This window comes from Sulfitobacter brevis, from assembly GCF_900112755.1.
GTDB classification, from domain to species: domain Bacteria; phylum Pseudomonadota; class Alphaproteobacteria; order Rhodobacterales; family Rhodobacteraceae; genus Sulfitobacter; species Sulfitobacter brevis.
The window spans coordinates 16849-31322 of sequence record NZ_FOMW01000020.1 but is presented as its reverse complement, the minus strand read 5'-3'; the positions used below and the strand labels follow the sequence as shown (position 1 = coordinate 31322).

The 14474-nt window shown below is 54.7% G+C and carries 15 protein-coding genes and 1 pseudogene; 3 read left to right on the top strand and 13 right to left on the bottom strand.

Translation table 11 applies throughout. The features are described from left to right. On the top strand, positions 1-253 hold a 253-nt coding region (locus tag BM174_RS21270; protein ID WP_218152948.1), incomplete at its 5' end, for a hypothetical protein. A 648-nt stretch (positions 254-901) separates the two neighbouring features. Here BM174_RS21270 and BM174_RS18600 read toward each other — a convergent pair. From BM174_RS18600 to BM174_RS18560, 9 genes are all read right to left on the bottom strand, one after another. Then, positions 902-1408, bottom strand: a complete 507-nt coding sequence (locus BM174_RS18600; RefSeq protein ID WP_093925342.1) for a rhodanese-like domain-containing protein — start codon at positions 1406-1408, stop codon at positions 902-904. Positions 1409-1682: 274 nt separating this feature from the next. Continuing rightward, positions 1683-2435: a PRC-barrel domain-containing protein gene (locus BM174_RS18595; protein ID WP_093925341.1), complete on the bottom strand. Its 753-nt coding sequence runs from the start codon at positions 2433-2435 to the stop codon at positions 1683-1685. A 675-nt stretch (positions 2436-3110) separates the two neighbouring features. After that, complete coding sequence (locus BM174_RS18590) at positions 3111-4319, bottom strand: IS91 family transposase (RefSeq protein WP_093925340.1); 1209 nt, start codon at positions 4317-4319, stop codon at positions 3111-3113. A gap of 9 nt (positions 4320-4328) precedes the next feature. Further along, a complete protein-coding gene (locus BM174_RS18585; protein ID WP_093925339.1) occupies positions 4329-5240 on the bottom strand; it encodes a tyrosine-type recombinase/integrase in 912 nt (303 codons plus the stop codon). Positions 5241-5720: 480 nt separating this feature from the next. Then, entirely contained in the window at positions 5721-6929 is a 1209-nt protein-coding gene (locus BM174_RS18580) for an IS91 family transposase (RefSeq protein WP_093925338.1), read from the bottom strand. A gap of 9 nt (positions 6930-6938) precedes the next feature. Continuing rightward, positions 6939-7850: a tyrosine-type recombinase/integrase gene (locus BM174_RS18575; protein WP_093925337.1), complete on the bottom strand. Its 912-nt coding sequence runs from the start codon at positions 7848-7850 to the stop codon at positions 6939-6941. Positions 7851-8121: 271 nt separating this feature from the next. After that, positions 8122-8577 carry a universal stress protein gene (locus BM174_RS18570; RefSeq protein WP_093925336.1) on the bottom strand — a complete coding sequence of 152 codons (456 nt, stop codon included), beginning with the start codon at positions 8575-8577 and terminating at the stop codon, positions 8122-8124. Between the two features lie 282 nt (positions 8578-8859). Beyond that, positions 8860-9099, bottom strand: a complete 240-nt coding sequence (locus BM174_RS18565; protein WP_093925335.1) for a hypothetical protein — start codon at positions 9097-9099, stop codon at positions 8860-8862. A 204-nt stretch (positions 9100-9303) separates the two neighbouring features. After that, complete coding sequence (locus BM174_RS18560; RefSeq protein WP_093925334.1) at positions 9304-9540, bottom strand: hypothetical protein; 237 nt, start codon at positions 9538-9540, stop codon at positions 9304-9306. Between the two features lie 159 nt (positions 9541-9699). Here BM174_RS18560 and BM174_RS18555 point away from each other — a divergent pair, with 159 nt between their 5' ends. Beyond that, positions 9700-10425: a Crp/Fnr family transcriptional regulator gene (locus BM174_RS18555; protein ID WP_093925333.1), complete on the top strand. Its 726-nt coding sequence runs from the start codon at positions 9700-9702 to the stop codon at positions 10423-10425. A gap of 85 nt (positions 10426-10510) precedes the next feature. Here BM174_RS18555 and BM174_RS18550 read toward each other — a convergent pair whose 3' ends face one another. The 4 genes and pseudogenes from BM174_RS18550 to BM174_RS18535 form a co-directional block, all read right to left on the bottom strand. Continuing rightward, positions 10511-12145, bottom strand: coding sequence for an LssY C-terminal domain-containing protein (locus tag BM174_RS18550; RefSeq protein ID WP_093925332.1), 1635 nt, complete (start codon positions 12143-12145; stop codon positions 10511-10513). 25 nt (positions 12146-12170) lie between these two features. After that, complete coding sequence (locus BM174_RS18545; protein ID WP_093925331.1) at positions 12171-12563, bottom strand: DUF3775 domain-containing protein; 393 nt, start codon at positions 12561-12563, stop codon at positions 12171-12173. Between the two features lie 131 nt (positions 12564-12694). Further along, positions 12695-13376, bottom strand: a pseudogene (locus BM174_RS21465) (IS6 family transposase). Positions 13377-13412: 36 nt separating this feature from the next. Further along, a complete protein-coding gene (locus BM174_RS18535) occupies positions 13413-13601 on the bottom strand; it encodes a response regulator (RefSeq protein WP_093925330.1) in 189 nt (62 codons plus the stop codon). Between the two features lie 169 nt (positions 13602-13770). Between BM174_RS18535 and BM174_RS18530 the strand changes: the two genes are divergently transcribed. Next, on the top strand, positions 13771-14307 hold the full coding sequence (locus BM174_RS18530) for an EF-hand domain-containing protein (RefSeq protein ID WP_177209529.1): 537 nt from the start codon (positions 13771-13773) through the stop codon (positions 14305-14307). Positions 14308-14474: the final 167 nt, after the last annotated feature.

Below are 14474 nucleotides of genomic sequence, written 5' to 3'. Positions count from 1 at the left end.
GGAAAGAAAGCCGGGGCGGATCATAGGCATAGCTGAATCGTTTCAAACCCAGCCGTCAAGCCATCAAAATCGGATTCCGCAGGACTCGGAGTATAGCTCATCAACCTCGCGCAAAAAAGCGGGTTTTGCCTCGGCACCAGCCTCCGCTGCCTGTGTTTCAAGCTTTGCAATTTGGGCCTTCCATTCGGCGAATTGGCTTTCAAACTTCTCAAATTTGGTTTCTGGCGTATTCATGTGCCTGTCTCCTTGGTGATATCGGCCTGAGCGCCAAAGCGCGCCCATCGGCGTCTCCTACTCATAGGAATTTCTGACGGTAACACGCCGATCATGCCCCGCACTGATGTCGATCATGCCTCAAAGACCTTGGTTTGGACCTGTCACCGTCAGAGTAGCATCGCGCGCCGCGAGCGGTTGACGCGATATGGTGAAGGGGACACCAGACCCACGTCATCACAACTAGTTTGGCGGACATTATCGGGCCCGGTGCCCTGATCTGGGTCAGTATACGAACTACACGCGTAATTTACCGTCTAAGAAAAGTTGACGGGATTGCGAATTGCCTTGTGGTGATGCGCCGATCCGGGTGCAAGAAAACAACCACGGGCGCCGTCTTTTCAAGAAAATTGTTGTAATATTCAATTGGAACAAGGTCTTGGCTGCATTTTTGGTGCGACCGATGACTCACAATTGACCAGGCCAACGATCGCACGGTGCAGGCGAAGCACATTCAGCAGGGCTACCTTCAAGACAAACGCAACGTACTGTCCAATTATGTCAACTAAGCCGCAGAAAAAGCCGGAAAACGGGTAGATCCCAGCTGAAGTCGCCACAAGCCCACCAATAAATAGCGATATCGCCATCTCCATCCGACGACAGTTCTACAGTCGAACTTAGCGTTCTCCTATCGCGCAGGAACGGAGGTCGTCGTCAGCCCGAGAACAAGCCAATCCTGCATGCCGCCGCGGTAATAATATATCCTCTCAGGCGGAAATCCGTCGCGTACCATTGCGTGGAAGGCGGTTGGGCTCTGCGGACAAGCGGGACCGTTGCAGAACGCCACCACTTTTTTCGCAACGGTGCATACCCATCCCTTTGCGTCTCGTGTGCAGCCCAGTTCTTCAAGCCGCTGCGTCACTTCGCTAAAGGGAATTGAGACGCTCCCTGGAATGGTCGCCTTGAGTCGCCACTCGGGCTCTCGCATGTCGACGACGAGAAATTCAGGATCCGCGAGCGCCGCAAGAACCTCGAGTTCTCCCACAGGAATAACGCCCGGAACGGGAACCATCGACTGCAGCACCCCGGTGATAAGTTGCATATCGTTTTGCTGGCGAACGATCTCGACAGGGCCGTCCACGGTTTCGATGACGAGCTTGGTCTTGTCCCCTGTGATCTTGAGCAGATCGGGCATGGGCGTACTCCTTTTATTTAAGGCTTATCCGCAATGCGGTGGCGCTTTCCAGTGAATACGCCCGAAAAGCACCACTGTTACTATTTAAAGTAAATTATCAGTTTAGTGTTAGGTTACCCCCCGGATGCGGTCGGCCTCAACTTGAAGCACCAAGGCTGGTCCTCAGTGATGAACTTATAGGACAGATGCACCGAAACGGCCGTCGGCTGAGCAGAGACGATCTGCTCGAAATTATTGAGACCCCATTCTGGTCGCCAGGAAGGTGCAGTGACCGCTACTCCACTACACGCGATCGCAGCTGCTCGTAGTCGAAGTTCTCGATGGGATCGACCTCTGCCCCACCGTAGGGCATGTCGTAGCGCGGGCTCGCGGGCGACGATCCGCCGCGGTAGTAGGGATAGGCATAGTAGCCACGACGGCCATAGCTGGCCGCGTCGATCACGATGGCCGAGATCGCGCCGTTCTCGACGATGATGTCCGAAACGTAGCCGTAGCGCGCGCCGTCATTGAGGTGGACGAAATCGCCGATCAAGTCGGTGGCCTTGAAGATTTCGGCACCAGCCACAAGATTGTCGTCGACGTCGGTGGTTGCGTTAGTGTCGGCCTCGGTGATCACCTGTTCTTCGCCCCAGTAACCGCTAAATCCGTCATAATCTTCAATCGCCGCCTCGGTTACCGGCACCTGAGCCTGCTGGATCGTGTCGCCGATCATCACCTCATCCCATGGCACGAAGACATGGGTGTCGCCAATGTCCCAAAAGCCACCGACCTCTGCGACAATGCCAAGCACCTTGCCGTCATTGCTGAAGATGACGTTCTCCACATCGCCGATCTCTTCGCCGGTGGTGTCGATGATCTCGGTCGTGTCGAACATATTCTCGACACTCCAGCCGCTGGAGTAAAGCGTGCCGTAGGTCCAGTCGCTAAGAATCTGAACCTCGTCCTGCGCCATTGCGGGGCCCGCCACCATAAGGGCCATAATGCTTACTGCGAAAGGGAAGGGTGTGGGTCTCATTGTATAGCGCATTGTAATTTTCCTCTCAAATTGAGTTTGTCATAATGCGGGAAGTCGTCTCCGTCTAAATCCCCACAATGAACATTGAAGTGCTGTTAAATAGTATACAGACAGTGGAATACTGGTGCCTTGATACAGGTTAGCCTTGGCGGCATTGCGCATAGACGACAGGGGGATCCCTCCCCACAGTTGAGCCGACATTCCCCAAATAGAGTGCCATCTCCGGCATGTTGCTGCTGATTTTTGTACCCCAATCAAGCCTTTTGGGCCCGCTGTGCCGTCATAGTGGCATCTGACGTACGACCTGAGCGCGATTTCTGGTCTCGATGGCCGGTTTGGTGCAGGTTTCTCGGACGCCACGCGCGGCGTTTGAGTGACGCGTTGCGTTGCCTGGCGTCGGAGAAGCGCTCAAGCGGGAAATCGCGGGGTTGGTCTGGGTGGATCAGCGGTGTCTATGGGGATTTACGAGGTGCGCGTGCTTTGTATCTTGCTGGATAGCACGCGCTCGCTGGGCTTTCGCCTTTGAGTTTAGTTTGCTTTTGTGAGGGTTTGGGTCGATATGCGCCGCATCCCACTGGTTTGGGAATCTTTTGGACCACATTGCTAAATATTTCCACAGGGCTGTTGGGCCGCGCGCCGTGTGGCATGCGGTTGAGGGAACAGTTATCGACCTATCGCGCATGTATGTCATGCGGCGGATCTCGTTCTGACAGGCGGCGCTCTGGGGTGCTGTAGTGGGTCGAACGCGTCGACGATAACCAATTTGCCGCCGCAGCATGGACAAGGGATTGCAAGTGTTCGGGGCTGGTCATCGGTGCTTTCGCTGAGGTCGCCATCGGCCTGATCTGTACTTGGCGCTTTGCCTCCGAGCAAATTCCTGATCGCAGCGATATTGGTCGCGCGGTTGCCGTTTCCGTAAAACCCGTAATGGCGAATGCGATGCTGTCCTCTGGGGAGCACGTGGATCAAGAAGCGGCGGATAAACTCTGGGGTTGCCAGCCTCATGGTGGTTTGGCGACCAGCACCTTTGGCGCGGTAATTCTTGACCCGGAAGGTGACATGATCTGCATCGGCCCGGATTAAGCGTCTATTAGAGATCGCGACACGGTGCGTATAGCGCGATAGATATGCCAGCACTGCCTTTGGTCCAGCGAAAGGTTCCTTGGCATAAACAATCCAATCGATTTTGCGCAATGGGGCGAGGACTGCTGCGAACTTTGTCATGTCGACAAGATCCGCGTGATCGCCGAAGAATTGTAGGTTCCCTGCTTTGTGCAACTTGATCAACCCATCCAGGATGAGACGTCGGTACAAGCGGGATAGAACCCGGACAGACAGGAAGAAGTTCTTGCGGCAGGCGATCCATTTCGTGCCATCAACAGACAAGCCACCACCTGGTACGATCATATGCACATGGGGGTGGTGCGTCATCGCTGATCCCCATGTATGAAGCACCGATATTATGCCAGCCCGCGCGCCGAGGTGCTTCGGGTCGGCAGCGATCTTGAGCACGGTGTCGGCACTTGCCCGCATCAACAGATTGTAAACTTCGCGTTTGTTTTGATGCGCGATGTCAGCGATGGGTTTGGGCAGGGTGAAGACAAGGTGGAAATATCGCACGGGCAGCAGTTCGGCCTCGCGCGCCGCCAACCAGGTTTTGGCAGCACCGGATTGGCATTTGGGACAGTGACGATTGCGACATGAGTTATAAGCGATGTGCTCGTATTTGCAGTTGTCGCAACGCGCAACATGTCCGCCAAGCGCCGCTGTGCGACAACGTTCGATGGCAAACATGACCTTCATCTGGTTCAGGCTTACATGCCCCTTGTTGGTGCCGCGCCACGCAGCACCATGGTCGCGCAAGATGTCCGCAACCTCTAGCGATGTACCTGACATGGTGGCCTATTAAGGCCTGACCTTGCCCTTCTTGCGCTTAGACCCGTTCAGGTCGTCTAGCGGGCTGTCCACCGCAGCGATCATTCCGGTTGCCACGCGAGCATATCGCGCCGTTGTCGTGAGCTTGGAATGCCCCAGGAGGGCTTGTATCACCCGAATATCGACGCCGCGCTCCAGCAGATGGGTCGCAAAGCTATGGCGCGATGTATGCAGCGTGACACGCTTGCTGATCCCAGCTTCCCGCGCAGTTTCCTTGAACAACCGCGACAACTGCCGAGCCGAGAGATGTTTGCCACCATATCCGGGGAAAAGAACCCGTTCGGGTGCGGACACATCCTTGTCCTGACCAGTCGGGCGCTCTTTCCACCACGCGCGCAGCAGGCCCAAAATGTCCGACGGCAGCATAACATTGCGATCTTTACGGCCCTTCGATTGGACAATACGGATGATCTGTTGAGGGCTGTCGATGTCGCCTACCTTCAGTCGAACGACCTCACCCGCACGCAAGCCACAGCCATAGGCCAGCGACAGCATAACGCGGGCTTTCAAGCTGAGAGCCATGGCGAGAATGCGTTTGATCTCCTTTTGGCTCAACACCAGTGGCACCCGGTCCGGCTCTCTGAGATGGAAGATCTCAGCCACCAGATCGTGCCGACGGAGGGTCACGCGGAGCAGAAATTTAACACCTGTCATCGTTTGATTGCGCGTGCAGATGCTGGTTCCGCTCTCGATCAGATGCCGTTGGAAATACTTCACATCGTCTGGCGTGGCAGTCTCTGGCGAGCGCCCGAGCCAAGCCGCAAAACGTTTACAGGCGCGCAGGTGACTTGTCTGGGATGCGGGGCCAAGATTGCGCCCCGACATATCGGATATCATGCGCGCACGAAGGGGTGTCGTTGGGGTAGGATGCTGAATGTTCATGGAAATATCCTCTGTTGATCGAGGCAAAATCACCTCGATCAACAGCTCACACCCAACATCAAAATCCGCGAAGCCAATTCTTATTCAGCGCAACACCCGCCACGAGCACCCCTATCGCGGAGCGATTTTTGGTGCAGGTTTCTCGGACGCCACGCGCGCGGTTTGAGTGACGCTTGGCGTTGCTGGCGTCGGAGAAGCGCTCAAGCGGGAAATCGCGGGGTTGGTCTGGGCGGATCAGCTGTGTCTATGGGGATTTGCGATGAGTGCCAGCTTTATATTTGGCTAGATAGCACGCGGTCGCAGGGCCTGAGCATTCGAGTTTAGCAGGGTTTTCGCATGTTTTCTGACGATATGCGTGGCCTGGCGTAGGGTTCAGCAACTTTTGGGCCGTTGATATTATAGACTTGCACAGGGTTGTTGGGCCGCGCGCCGTATGGCTTGCAGTTGAGGGAACAGTTAGCGATGTATCGTGCATGTATGTCATGCGGCGGCCCTCTTCTTGACAGGTGGCGCTCTGGGTTGCTGTAGTGGATCGAATGCATCGACGATGACCAGTCGCCCGCCGCAGCACGGACAAGGGATTGCGAGTGTTCGGGCGTGGTCATCGGTGCTCCCAGCGAGGTCATCATTGCTTTGATCTGCACTTGGGGCTTTGACACTGAGCAGCTCCCTGATCTTGGCGATATTGGCCGCGCGGTTGCCATTTCCGAAGAAGCCGTAGTGGCGGATGCGGTGCTGGCCTCTTGGGAGCACATGGATCAGGAAGCGGCGGATGAATTCAGCAGTTGTCAACGTCATGGTAGTTTGGCGGCCAGACCCTTTGGCGCGGTAATTCTTGACGCGGAAGGTGACATGATCGGCGTCTGCCCGGATTAAGCGGCTATTGGAAATCGCGACCCTGTGGGTATAGCGTGACAGATAAGCGAGCACCGCCTTTGGTCCGGCGAAGGGTTCCTTGGCGTACACGACCCAGTCGATTTTGCGCAGTGGGGCGAGGACTGCCGCAAACTTGGTCATGTCGACAAGGTCCGCATGATTACCGAAGAACTGTAGCTTTCCAGCTTTGTGCAATCGGACCAGCCCTTCCAGAATGAATCGGCGATACAAACGGGATAGAACCCTGACGGAGAGAAAGAAGTTTTTGCGGCAGGCGATCCACTTTGCCCCGTCCACTGACAAACCTCCACCCGGCACAATCATGTGGACGTGGGGGTGATGCGTCATTGCTGAGCCCCACGTATGCAGCACGGATGTTATGCCGACCCGGGCACCAAGGTGCTTTGGGTCAGCCGCGATCTTTATCACCGTGTCAGCACTCGCCCGCATCAGCAGGTTGTAGATCTCTCGTTTGTTTTGATGCGCGATATCGGCGATGGGTTTGGGCAGGGTGAAAACGAGGTGGAAATACCGCACTGGCAGCAGTTCGGCCTCGCGCGCCGTCAACCAGGTTTTGGCAGCACCGGACTGACACTTGGGGCAATGGCGATTACGGCACGAGTTGTAGGCGATGTGCTCGTGTTTGCAGTCGTCGCAACGCGCAACATGTCCGCCAAGCGCCGCTGTGCGACAACGCTCGATGGCAGACATCACCTTCATCTGGTTCAGGCTGACATGCCCCTTGTTGGCGGCGCGCCACGCAGCACCATGGTCGCGAAAGATGTCCGCAACCTCTAGCGATGTACCAGACATGGTGGCCTATTAAGGCCTGACCTTGCCCTTCTTGCGCTTGGTCCCGTTCAGATCGTCCAGAGGACTGTCCACCGCCGCAATCATACCTGTGGCGACGCGTGCATATCGCGCCGTTGTCGTAAGTTTGGAATGCCCCAGGAGGGCTTGGATCACCCTGATATCGACGCCGCGTTCCAGTAGATGGGTTGCAAACGAATGGCGCAACGTATGCAGCGTGACACGTTTGGTGATCCCAGCTTCCCGCGCAGTCTCCTTGAACAACCGCGACAATTGCCGCGCCGAGAGATGCTTGCCGCGATATCCTGGGAATAGGACCCGCTCGGGCGCTGGCACATCCTTGTCCTGGCCGGTCGGGCGCTCTTTCCACCACTCGCGCAGCAGGCCCAAAATATCCGACGGCAGCATCACGTTGCGATCCTTGCGTCCCTTCGCCTGCACGATGCGGATGATTTCTTGGGCACTGTCGATGTCGCCGACTTTCAGCCGAACGACTTCGCCCGCGCGCAGACCACAGCCATAGGCGAGCGACAGCATGACTTTGGCTTTCAGGCTGGGAGCCATGGCCAAAATGCGCTTTATCTCCTTTTGGCTCAGCACCAACGGCACCCGGTCCGGCTCTCTGAGGTGGAAGATCTCTGCAACCAAATCATGCCGCCGTAGGGTCACCCGGAACAGAAATTTGACGCCTGTCATCGTCTGGTTCCGCGTGCAAATACTGACACCGCTCTCGATCAAATGCTGCTGGAAATACTTCACATCGTCTGGCGTGGACGCCTCGGGAGATCGCCTCAGCCAAGCCGCAAAACGCTTACAGGCGCGCAGGTGGCTGGTCTGGGATGCAGGCCCCAAATTGCGCGCACTCATGTCCGAAATCATGCGCACGCGAAGGGGTGTCGTTGGTGTCGAATGCTGGATGTTCATAGGAAAATCCTCTGTCAATCGAGGTAAAATCACCTCGACCAACAGGACACTCCCGACACCAGAACCCGCGCAACAAATACCTACTCAGCACAACGCCCGTAAAAAGCGCCCTATCGCGTAGCGATTTAGCGCTTGGCCCAGTTTTTGGCCTGATCGACATCCGTTTGGGCAGACCCGTCGCGCCGCATTCTTTTAGGTTTTGCTGCAGACACCGTCATGGAAGAGTCGGCGGTGCGCGAAGTCGATGGATGGCTGCAAGAATGCGGTTGTATCACTGCTGCCGCACATTACCCGCTTTTACTGTCAGAACAGCGCAATGGGCATCTGATGCTAATTGCTGGGACACACTGCCAATGAGCATTCCTTTCAGATTGCTAAGGCCCCGACGTCCAGAGACAATCAGGTCTGCGCCTTTCGTGTGAGCCACTTCAAGAATGGCTTGCGCGGTAGGCCCAGTCAGCAACAAGGTCGAACTGAGCGGTTGCCCTGTTTCTTTTGCTAAAGTTTCGGCACGCTTTATTATGACGTCACCAGCTTGATGCAGAGCATTTTCTTGGGAAAGAACACTTACTGGCGTTCCGGCAACCCCAGCGGTTGGTTTGTGCAATTCGGGGACGTGAATGACATGCAGGCTCGCTTGATATTTGGCTGCCAAGTCGCAAGCGACTAGCAACGCAGACTCGGAATGATCTGAGCCATCAAAAGCGACAATGATCTCGTTAAACATTTCCACCTCCAGTTGTCAAAATCAACGTTTTCTCAAAGTGCACAAAATGGGTAACGTCTAATAAAGTTTGAGCCACTTTAGACAAAATCACATATTTCCCAACTGTACGCACCTTGACAATTACCCCCGGCCATATCCGCTGCTTTGATCACTTGGATGTCCCTGCAGGTCAAATGCCAACAACAACTTGAATAATGGCCGTTTCACCACCTTGCCAAACGTGCCTATCTCAGTTGCTCATGATCAATTCTCAACATCGCAACCCTGCGGGCCATTCACCTGTCACGCTCGGTGCTGACGTAGTTCGAGTAGCAATTCATCAGCTTGCCGCACCAATTCGCTCTTATCTTCTTCGCCATTCAGTTTGTTGACGCCTTCGAGGAAGATTTTAATCCGTTGCTGGATGGCCGATAGTTCCTGATTCTCAGCTTCTGAGGTCTTGGTTCGTGCGACTTCACCCATACGTTCGTTCAGGGCTTCTTCCAGTTCATGAACTTTTTCATTAAATTCGTTCGGTTTCATCGGTGGTCTCCTTTTGCTGCTGTAATGATTGTAAACATCAACGCTGATGCTATGCGTCCAGAATTCATGCAGCCATCTTATCAATAGTATTGGGTCCATATGAAGAAATACGTGGCGTGAGGCGAAATGCAGTTGTCGTGCACGGTAGCCTGAGAGTTTTCTCCCCTTCCCCAAAAACGACGCTGGATTGCGATGGCCGCTGTCTCAAGGTCTGCGAACCGAATTGCCGCCAGCAATGATCTGATTGATCAGGGATGCGACGTTGCCGTGCGTTTCCATTTCGGCATCTGAACCGCTGGCGTTTTCATGCGATACAGCCGCGTCTTTAAGAATGCCCATGATCTCGCTCTCGGGCAGAACCTTTGCATCATTCAGTGCAAGAAGCAGAGCCTCGCAAATGGACAGTGCCGCAATTCCTGAGTCTGTGTTATTGTTGGACATGTTATTATGCTCCCTGTTGAGGACCGCGCCCATCCGGGGCGTCCGAACAGCACTTGTTGCATGGTCTCAAATAATCACCTGAGAAGTGCTGATCTACATCAGCTATTCGGGAACTTTCATGATACGACTTCTTTGAGTTCCGTAGGAAAGGCTGTCGAAATGAGAAATAACGCCCTAGAACGAAAGCTGGGGGCATTTGTGGCCCTGTCCGAAACTGAACTCTCGGTACTTGACGAACTGAACAAGCGGCGGCGGACTTTTGTCGCTGGGCGTGATATTGTGGAGCAGGGTCAAACGGAACAATCGGCCTATGTCCTCGCCTCGGGTTGGGCCTGCTCCTACAAGCTATTACAGGATGGGCAGCGACAGATTGTCGATTTCCAAATTCCGGGTGATTTTTTGGGACTGCGCAGCTTGTTGATGCATGTATCGGATCACAGTGTCGAGCCGATCACCGATGTCGAGGTAACAGAAGTTCTTCGAGATGATCTTTTGGGTGCTTTCACACAGACCCCTCGGCTGGCCACGGCGGTCCTTTTGGCTGCATCTCGCGACGAGGCAATGGTTGTAGAGCATCTGGTCGGCATCGGTCGTCGTAATGCGGCGGAACGCTTAGCGAATTTCCTACTGGAACTTGGGGCGAGATTAACTTTGGTTGGTCTGGGCAGTAAGGCGGGTTTTGAGTGCCCGTTGACGCAATATCTGATGGCTGATGCTGTTGGACTAAGCGCTGTCCACGTCAACCGAGTGCTGCGCCAATTGCGAGAAGATGGTTTGGTTACAGTTCACGAAGGTTTCGTCTCATTCGACGACTATGATCGCCTGGCTAAATTTGCAGAGTTCGACCTCACTTATATGGATCAAATTGGACCACTGCTTAAGTAGAGGAGCGCTAAGAAACTCCAATTGCAGTCAAATAACTGAAGCAGTCTCTGCTAGTCTGCAACATGAGCTTTCGCCGCAGTTCCTCTCACTCGGTCGCCCGTGGTCCAACTGTGGCGTTCAAGATCGATAGGATCACAGCCCTGCCCCCGGTATAGTACTGATCTCCGAAAACATTTTGGTCGAGCAATTGGGCGACGATCTTTGCCCTCCCATCCTGCTGGACCCCGCCGTTGCGCAGAAGGTCCGCAACCAGAAGATCGCGTTCTGCGTCTACGTTGGGATCGATCCGATGTGTCAGTCCCGACTTGCTTCCGACATCAAAACTTACGGTGCCTACAAAGACCACAAGATCGGATGACTCCTGCATGCGAATCCTCCAGAAACGCGCGTAATGGCGTCGGCGCAGACCTTCGGAGGTCAAGGCCTTCTGAAAGCCAAAGTCCTGTGGCCAGCCGTTCAAAAAGACGGATGTGATTGGTGCCGTCTCATAGGGTCTGTCCAGCCAGGCTGCGATTGCCGCCCGTGAAAGCGTCACGACCCCCGGTGGGTCCGCGTGCTGCCAGCCAGCCGCCGCCATTGCATCAAGCAATGTCGTATCGTCCGGGAAATAAAGGATTAAGCTGACAGGTTCTTGAGACGTTCCGATCATGCTTTCGGAACGGGTTGGCAATATACCCTCCCTCAATGCCTTATCGATTGGCACGCTGAGTTGCGCCTCGCACGTCGGTACATTATGTCTGAGCGTCCGGCTGTAATCTTCTAGCACAAACCCTAGTAAGATGGTCGTGACCGCAATGACGCCAGCCGTCGCCCACCAACGTCCCGCGCCTGTCACCTGCATTCCCGATGAGGTCTGACGCAAGCCCAATCGTTCGGCCAAAAATATCCCGGTAATCGCCCAAAGGGTCCCTACCAAATAGCCATTCAGTACATCGCTTAGGAAGTGCTCGCCAAGATAAACACGGCTCAGGCCGACGAGGAACACGAGAGTAAAACAGGAGAGTATCCAAAACAGGTCTTGCCCGATGCGCTCTCGGACAAGGACGTAGGTCAGGAATACGCTCAAAGTGGCAATCGTGGCGCTATGCCCGCTTGGAAATGCGTAACTGCTCTCAACATACAGCGCCACATCTGGCCGTGCACGGGCAAAGACCAGTTTCAACAGCCATACCGAAATCACGTTGCAAACCAGTGTGAACCAGAGGGTAGGAATGTAGTGGCGGCGGTCCCAAATCCACATCAAGATGGTTGCTGCCAAACCCACCAATATGGCCGCTTGCCAGTATCCCAGCCCAGTGACAATAGTGAAGAACCGCGTCAGGCCATCACTGCGTACGGTCAATACGAGGCTTGAAATGTGCGAGTCTGCTTGGACCAGCGATCCATGATCAAGAAGTCGCAGAACCGACTCGACGTAGAGTCCCAGAAAATAAAGAAATGCTAGTCCCAGAAATGTCGCCGGCAGACCGGAAAATGTTTGACGCGATACCCGTCTGGTAAGGAAATAGAACAGTTTCGGGCACCGAGCGAAAAGGGCCCGGAAGTCCTGATTATCACGGACTGTAAGGGCTACCGAACCCAGGACGGAGGACAAAAAGGACCAACTCCGCCGGAGTCGTGAGATCAGAAACCACAGCAGCAGCAAGACCGACATCAAGCCAATGACCCAATACACCCAGAAGCCGATAGCCTCAATGTTGGAGAGCAGGTTACTCACCATCGCATAGGGCTAAGTACTGCCGACATTAGTCCACACCATACTCCAGCATCCTTTCCAGTCCTTCGGCCAGAAACTCTCCGACCTCTGGCTGTCCAAGAAAATAGCGACTTACAGAGCCCGCGTGCTGTTGCCGGGCGAGCACTTTCGTCTGCTCCCATGCTTCAGGTTCCGCATCGCCTCGGCCGATCCAGAATAGGGCGACCAGCCCATCCTGCTGCTCGTTATTCATGCTTTCGATTTCTTGGCGGATTTCATCACGGCTCAGATCACCTGCAGTCTCTTGCAAGTTTGCGGCCACCTCGTCGTCCGAGGCATTGCCGCCAAGGTCGGAAATATCCGTCCCCTCTTTCGCCATGACGGCGTTGAACCGCAGCACCAGTTTCTCGATCTCGGTACTGTTAAAGGGAAGCGCAGCCATTGGCATCTCCTGCTCATAAAGTCGGTACGACAGCACGCCCGCCAGGCCCCACACTGATGTCGATCAATAAGGGGTGGCACGCATGCGTTTTGGTCTGGGGCCACAACAAGCGGCCCACCAAATACCGGCACCTATGCTGAACAAAGCGGGCGCCACTCGGAGAGAGCAGCGTCACGGTTGAGCTTGGAATTGGCGCGTGAGTAAAGGTGGCTCCAGGTTGAAACGCTTGTGAAGGGAAGAGTGCACGGCGGCGAATTTCTGCAACGGTCCCTTACTATGGAAGCCCAACATCGCTTGTTCTCGTCGTCGAAATGGCTGGTGAGGATTTGCACCTCGGTTTTCAGCCAGCGCCAAATTTCCTGCCTGTTCGCATTTCCGATGACCTTCACCGCATAGCCATAAGAACGCAACATATCCGCTACCACAACATGCGGCTGACCGTAGAATTCCAACGCCGCTTTGCGATCATGGCGTTTTGTGATGAAAGATTCCTGAACTTAACCTTCGTAGTGTACAGCCCGTCAAAGGTAGCGCGTTTCACAACTTATTTTTACAAAAATCTCGTCCAGAAACCGTTGTCAGTTCCAGCATGCGCGCAGTTGTTAAACGCGTTTCCAACGGATTTCGGCTGCGAAAATCGGGCCGTACTAATTCCGCCAAAACCGAACGGTCTCCTGACTGATATCGATGCTGCGCTCGTGCAGCGGCTTAGACAATTCGAAGGGAAAGTCGAAATTTGACATGCGTCATCACGGCCAAGCGAATGACCTCGGGGCTGGTTTTGAAGTAGCAAAATGGCGAAGGTTTTGTCATCCGCAAACGCTACGAAACCGCCCTACCCTGCTCAAGTCAGTTTCTTCTGTCACGGCCGCCCGTGCCGATCTCGAGCCCGACGATCCGACCGGTCTCTTCTCCGGGCATCATTACATCCAGTATAATCAGATCGTATTGTTCGTCCGCAGGCTTTGCATTCATGTCGTCGGCAGCGCGAGTTTCGCGATGGTCATCTACAAAATGGATATGGAGCTGATCTGTCATGATGTTCTTTCTTGCGATTGCCGCGCGGCTTTCCTGGAGAGATCTGTCAGGAAATGTAACAACCCCCGCTTTAGTTACCGAGCGATACAAATTCGCTGATTCACATCAGTGCGTAAACATCTAGCTCTGCCATATATAATCTACCGCAACCATATCACGAGGTGTTATCATGAACCGCAGAATTATTCTCGCAGCGACTGTCCTTGCCGCCACCGCAATCGGTAGCGTCGCTTTCGCAGATTCCAATCACGGACATCAAGGCCAACCTAGGTCGAATGACCGACAGGGCATGATGATGCAGGACCGCGGTCCCGGGATGATGGACATGATGCAACGTTTGCATGGTAACATGATGGGCGGTGGCATGATGCAGATGTTCGACGCGGATGGCGACGGCACAGTGACGCCCGAAGAGTTGCGTACGCAACTGCAGGCTAAGCTGGCCGAATATGACGGCAACGGTGACGGGTCGCTTTCCATCACCGAGTTCGAGATCCTCCACAGCGCGATGATCCGCGAAGCGATGGTTGATCGGTTCCAGTACCTTGATGCGAATGGAGACGGGGCTATCACTGCCGAAGAAATGACTGCGCCCGCGACCAAGATGGAACGCATGAATATGATGCGCGCCGGTCAGGGACAGATGCAGGGCCAGCCCGGCAGCGGCCAAGTAATGGGCAACGGCACCATGATGAACGACAACTAAGCACGTGGGCGTCGGCATAAGGCCGGCGCCGGAATCGCTTGGTATGAATGGAGGTTATCATGATGGGTTTCGGCATGGGCGGTATCTGGATGCTGCTAGTTATCATATTGATCGTGCTGGGGATCCTGGCGCTGTTCAAATACCTATCAAAATGATCGAGAGGAGAT

Coding starts and splice junctions, on each gene's coding strand:
- BM174_RS18570 (WP_093925336.1), bottom strand. CDS start 8,577: ATGTTTAACGAGATCATTGTCGCTTTTGATGGCTCAGATCATTCCGAG.
- BM174_RS18530 (WP_177209529.1), top strand. CDS start 13,771: ATGAACCGCAGAATTATTCTCGCAGCGACTGTCCTTGCCGCCACCGCA.
- BM174_RS18555 (WP_093925333.1), top strand. CDS start 9,700: ATGAGAAATAACGCCCTAGAACGAAAGCTGGGGGCATTTGTGGCCCTG.
- BM174_RS18600 (WP_093925342.1), bottom strand. CDS start 1,408: ATGCCCGATCTGCTCAAGATCACAGGGGACAAGACCAAGCTCGTCATC.
- BM174_RS18580 (WP_093925338.1), bottom strand. CDS start 6,929: ATGTCTGGTACATCGCTAGAGGTTGCGGACATCTTTCGCGACCATGGT.
- BM174_RS18575 (WP_093925337.1), bottom strand. CDS start 7,850: ATGAACATCCAGCATTCGACACCAACGACACCCCTTCGCGTGCGCATG.
- BM174_RS18550 (WP_093925332.1), bottom strand. CDS start 12,145: ATGGTGAGTAACCTGCTCTCCAACATTGAGGCTATCGGCTTCTGGGTG.
- BM174_RS18595 (WP_093925341.1), bottom strand. CDS start 2,435: ATGCGCTATACAATGAGACCCACACCCTTCCCTTTCGCAGTAAGCATT.
- BM174_RS18585 (WP_093925339.1), bottom strand. CDS start 5,240: ATGAACATTCAGCATCCTACCCCAACGACACCCCTTCGTGCGCGCATG.
- BM174_RS18545 (WP_093925331.1), bottom strand. CDS start 12,563: ATGGCTGCGCTTCCCTTTAACAGTACCGAGATCGAGAAACTGGTGCTG.
- BM174_RS18590 (WP_093925340.1), bottom strand. CDS start 4,319: ATGTCAGGTACATCGCTAGAGGTTGCGGACATCTTGCGCGACCATGGT.
- BM174_RS18560 (WP_093925334.1), bottom strand. CDS start 9,540: ATGTCCAACAATAACACAGACTCAGGAATTGCGGCACTGTCCATTTGC.
- BM174_RS18565 (WP_093925335.1), bottom strand. CDS start 9,099: ATGAAACCGAACGAATTTAATGAAAAAGTTCATGAACTGGAAGAAGCC.
- BM174_RS18535 (WP_093925330.1), bottom strand. CDS start 13,601: ATGACAGATCAGCTCCATATCCATTTTGTAGATGACCATCGCGAAACT.